This window comes from Streptomyces sp. AcH 505 (assembly GCF_000818175.1).
Classification (GTDB): domain Bacteria; phylum Actinomycetota; class Actinomycetes; order Streptomycetales; family Streptomycetaceae; genus Streptomyces.
Genome location: NZ_JTIY01000001.1, coordinates 4,173,076 through 4,176,019 on the forward strand (window position 1 = coordinate 4,173,076; position 2,944 = coordinate 4,176,019).

The window sequence follows — 2,944 nt, forward strand, 5'->3', positions numbered from 1 at the left end:
CCCCGCCGTCACGGCTCGCCCACACCCGCATCCGGCGGCGGCCCGCGGGGTCGGCGGGGCCCGAAAAGAGCAGCGGCCCTGTCCCTGCCGTGCCGCTCTGCATCACGCTCGCCTGCACCACAGGCCCGGTGAGCTGCGGCTGCGGCCGGAACGCCGACGACAGGGTCAGCCCGCCGTCGCCGCTGTAGGCGGCGGCGCGGTTGCTGCCCGAAGCGGCCTCATGGGCGCGGGCGTTGACATAGATCCGGCCGCCGGGCAGCTCCACCAGGGTGGTCTCGCTGAGCGCCAGCGCCTCGTCCGGTACGCCGCTGCGATAGCCGATCCGCCAGCTCAGCCCGCCGTCGTCGCTGTACAGGGCATGCGCGCCGCCCTTCCCCGTGACGGCCGAGCTGTGGTTCGCCGGCGTCAGCAGCCGCCCCCGCCGGTGTCCGTGGCGCAGTGCCACGCCGTGGCCGGGTCCGGTCGCGTACCAGCGCCAGTCCCCGGGCTTCACCTCGTCGGTGATGTCCCGCTGCGGCGACCAGCTCGCACCGCCGTCCGTGCTGCGTTGGAGGAAGACCCGCCGTACGTACGCAGGGACGGCGCCGGAGCGCACCTGCCGCTCGGTCGCGCCGCCGAGCGTCCGGCAGGACAGCAGCACCACGTCCCCGCTGCGCGGGTCGACCACCGGCACGGGATTGCCGACGGTGTCGGCCCCGGCGTCCGCGACCACCTGGAGCGGCTGCCAGGTGCAGCCGCCGTCGAAGGAGCGGCGCAGCACCAGATCGATGTTCCCGTCGTCCGCCGTCGAGTCACGCCTGCCCTCGGCGAAGGCCAGCAGCGCGCCCCCGGGCACCTGGAGCGCCGCCGGGATACGGAACGTGTGATACCCGGCGGTCCCCGACCGGTACGGCACGGAGGCCGGGCAGGGCGCGGGCGCGGCGCCGGCCGGGTCGGCGGCCAGGCTCGGCGGAAGGGCCGTGGCAACGCACAAGGCCAGCGGAAACAAGGCGCGTCGACAGATTCTCATATCGAAAAGGAAGATAGCCGGACAAAACGATCACCGGGTGAGCGCCACGCGCGGAGCCTGTCCCCGGGGTCACAGCCGTACCGTGTGCCCCCTGTCAAACACCCTCTGGCCAGGGGTGATTGTCAGTGGGGGGCGGTAAAATAGAGGGAGTTCGTGAGGGTTCCAACCACCGTGCCGGGAGGTCGCCGAATGGCTGTTGCCACGATCACGACAATCACCACCAAACCCTTCGAGATCCTGCCGCCCCTCAAGCGCAAGCCGCTGCCCGCCGGGCAGCCCCGTGAGTGGTATGTGACCCACAACCGACGGCTCAAGGCCATGCGTCTGGCCATCGCCCTGCTCGACACGGGTGTGTACCACCCGGCCAACGCCGACAACCGACGGATACGCGCGACAGCCGACCGGGTCGGGATCCACCGCCCCTCGGACACGACATGCCGGATGGTCCGCGCCCTGATCCGCTGACCGCCGCGCACCGATCCGACCAGCCCGACCGACCGACCCGGTCCGCTGGCGCCGCTCCGTTCAGCGGCGCCAGCGGATCTCGCCTTCGTGCCGTTCGTCGGTGGGCGCAAGACCGGCCGCAGCCGCGACCGCCGCCGACGCGGCGTGGTCCGGGTGGATGTGCGCGACGTAACTTCGTACGCCCTCGGCGCCGAGCCGGTCCACCAGCGCCCTGACGGCCTCGGTGGCGATGCCCCTGCCCTGCCAGGGCGTGCCCACCACCCAGGCGATCTCGGCGACAGGACCCGCGCCGTCGGCCGGCTCCGTCTCCGGCTTCGGTTCCGACTCGGGTCCAGGCTCGGGTTCCGGCTCCGGCTCCGACTCCGTGACCGTGGCCTGGACCGTCCCCACCAGCCGTCCGCCGTCCGTCTCGATCACCCAGTTGCACCAGGACACCCGGGGGTCGGGGGAACCGGCCGTCTGCCGCTCGTACCGCGCGCGCAGCTCGGCCCCGGTCGCGGGCGTCCCGCCGATGAAGGTGTGCAGCGCCGGGTCGGACAGGACGACGACCATCTCCTCGGCGTGCTCGACGCGGAGCGGCAGCAGTGTCAGCCGCTCCGTGCCGATCGTGCCTGCCTGGATCATCGGTTCCGGCCCAGGATGGCGTACGGCTCGCCGGGACCCGGCGGCCTGATCCACTCCCGCGACTCGACGGCATGCAGCCGCCCGTGCTGGATCGCGAAGGACGGCAGGGAGAGCCCGAACTCCTCCGCTATCGCGGCCAGCGCCTCGAACTCGTCGTCCACGTCCAGCTCGGGGACGCCCGCCCCCGGCAGCAGCACCCCGGGATCGAGGCTGTCGGGCAGCGGCCCCCACTGCTCGGTCTTCCCGCCATGGACGGTGAATCCGTACACCCGCTGCCCGTCGCGCGCGTAACTGAAGTGGAAGGTGCCTGCCGTACGCCCCGACGCGCTGCCGCGCTCCGCCCACACCACCACCGACCGGGTGCCGGCCGACGCCTCGTCCGCCGGGCCTTCGACCCGCCCGGGCTCGTAGCGGTCGGTCACCGTCTCGAACGCGAAGCTCCAGCCGCCCCCGCCCGCCCCGACGCGCGCGACCTGCTTGTCGTCACCGCGGAACTGGATCCGCCGGACCTGCCCTTCGTCGCAGGGCGGCAGCAGCGGTCCGTGGCCTGCCCGCGTGGCCAGCTCCTGCGGCGAGACGCCGTGCACACACACGAAGCGATACCCGCTGCCGTACTGCTCGGACCCGGCGAGCCAGTCGAGACCGTCCTGCGCCGACGTGGCGGCCGTACCGGGCGCGGTCTCCTCGGCGCGCTCGGGGTCGCCGTGCCCGGCGCGCGGTGTCTCCAGGATGAACCTGCCGCGCTCCGGGGTGATCACAGGCCCGAGGACCGGGTCCGACAGCAGCCGGACGGGGGCTATCTCACCGGCGCCGCCCGGCTCCCAGTCCGGCACGGCGGCGGCGATC

3 protein-coding genes and 1 pseudogene are annotated in these 2,944 nt (G+C 73.4%); 1 reads left to right on the plus strand and 3 read right to left on the minus strand.

Annotated elements, in window-relative coordinates:
- Positions 1-1,009: sialidase family protein (locus HY68_RS19090; RefSeq protein WP_078863679.1), on the minus strand; the 1,009-nt coding region annotated here is incomplete at its 3' end.
- A gap of 189 nt (positions 1,010-1,198) precedes the next feature.
- Between HY68_RS19090 and HY68_RS19095 the strand changes: the two genes are divergently transcribed.
- Positions 1,199-1,474: a hypothetical protein gene (locus tag HY68_RS19095; RefSeq protein WP_041990484.1), complete on the plus strand. Its 276-nt coding sequence runs from the start codon at positions 1,199-1,201 to the stop codon at positions 1,472-1,474.
- 60 nt (positions 1,475-1,534) lie between these two features.
- Here HY68_RS19095 and HY68_RS19100 read toward each other — a convergent pair whose 3' ends face one another.
- Positions 1,535-2,098, minus strand: a complete 564-nt coding sequence (locus HY68_RS19100) for a GNAT family N-acetyltransferase (RefSeq protein ID WP_041990485.1) — start codon at positions 2,096-2,098, stop codon at positions 1,535-1,537.
- Positions 2,095-2,944: pseudogene (locus HY68_RS19105) on the minus strand (SMI1/KNR4 family protein); the annotation flags it as partial. The pseudogene HY68_RS19105 and the gene HY68_RS19100, both read right to left, overlap by 4 nt.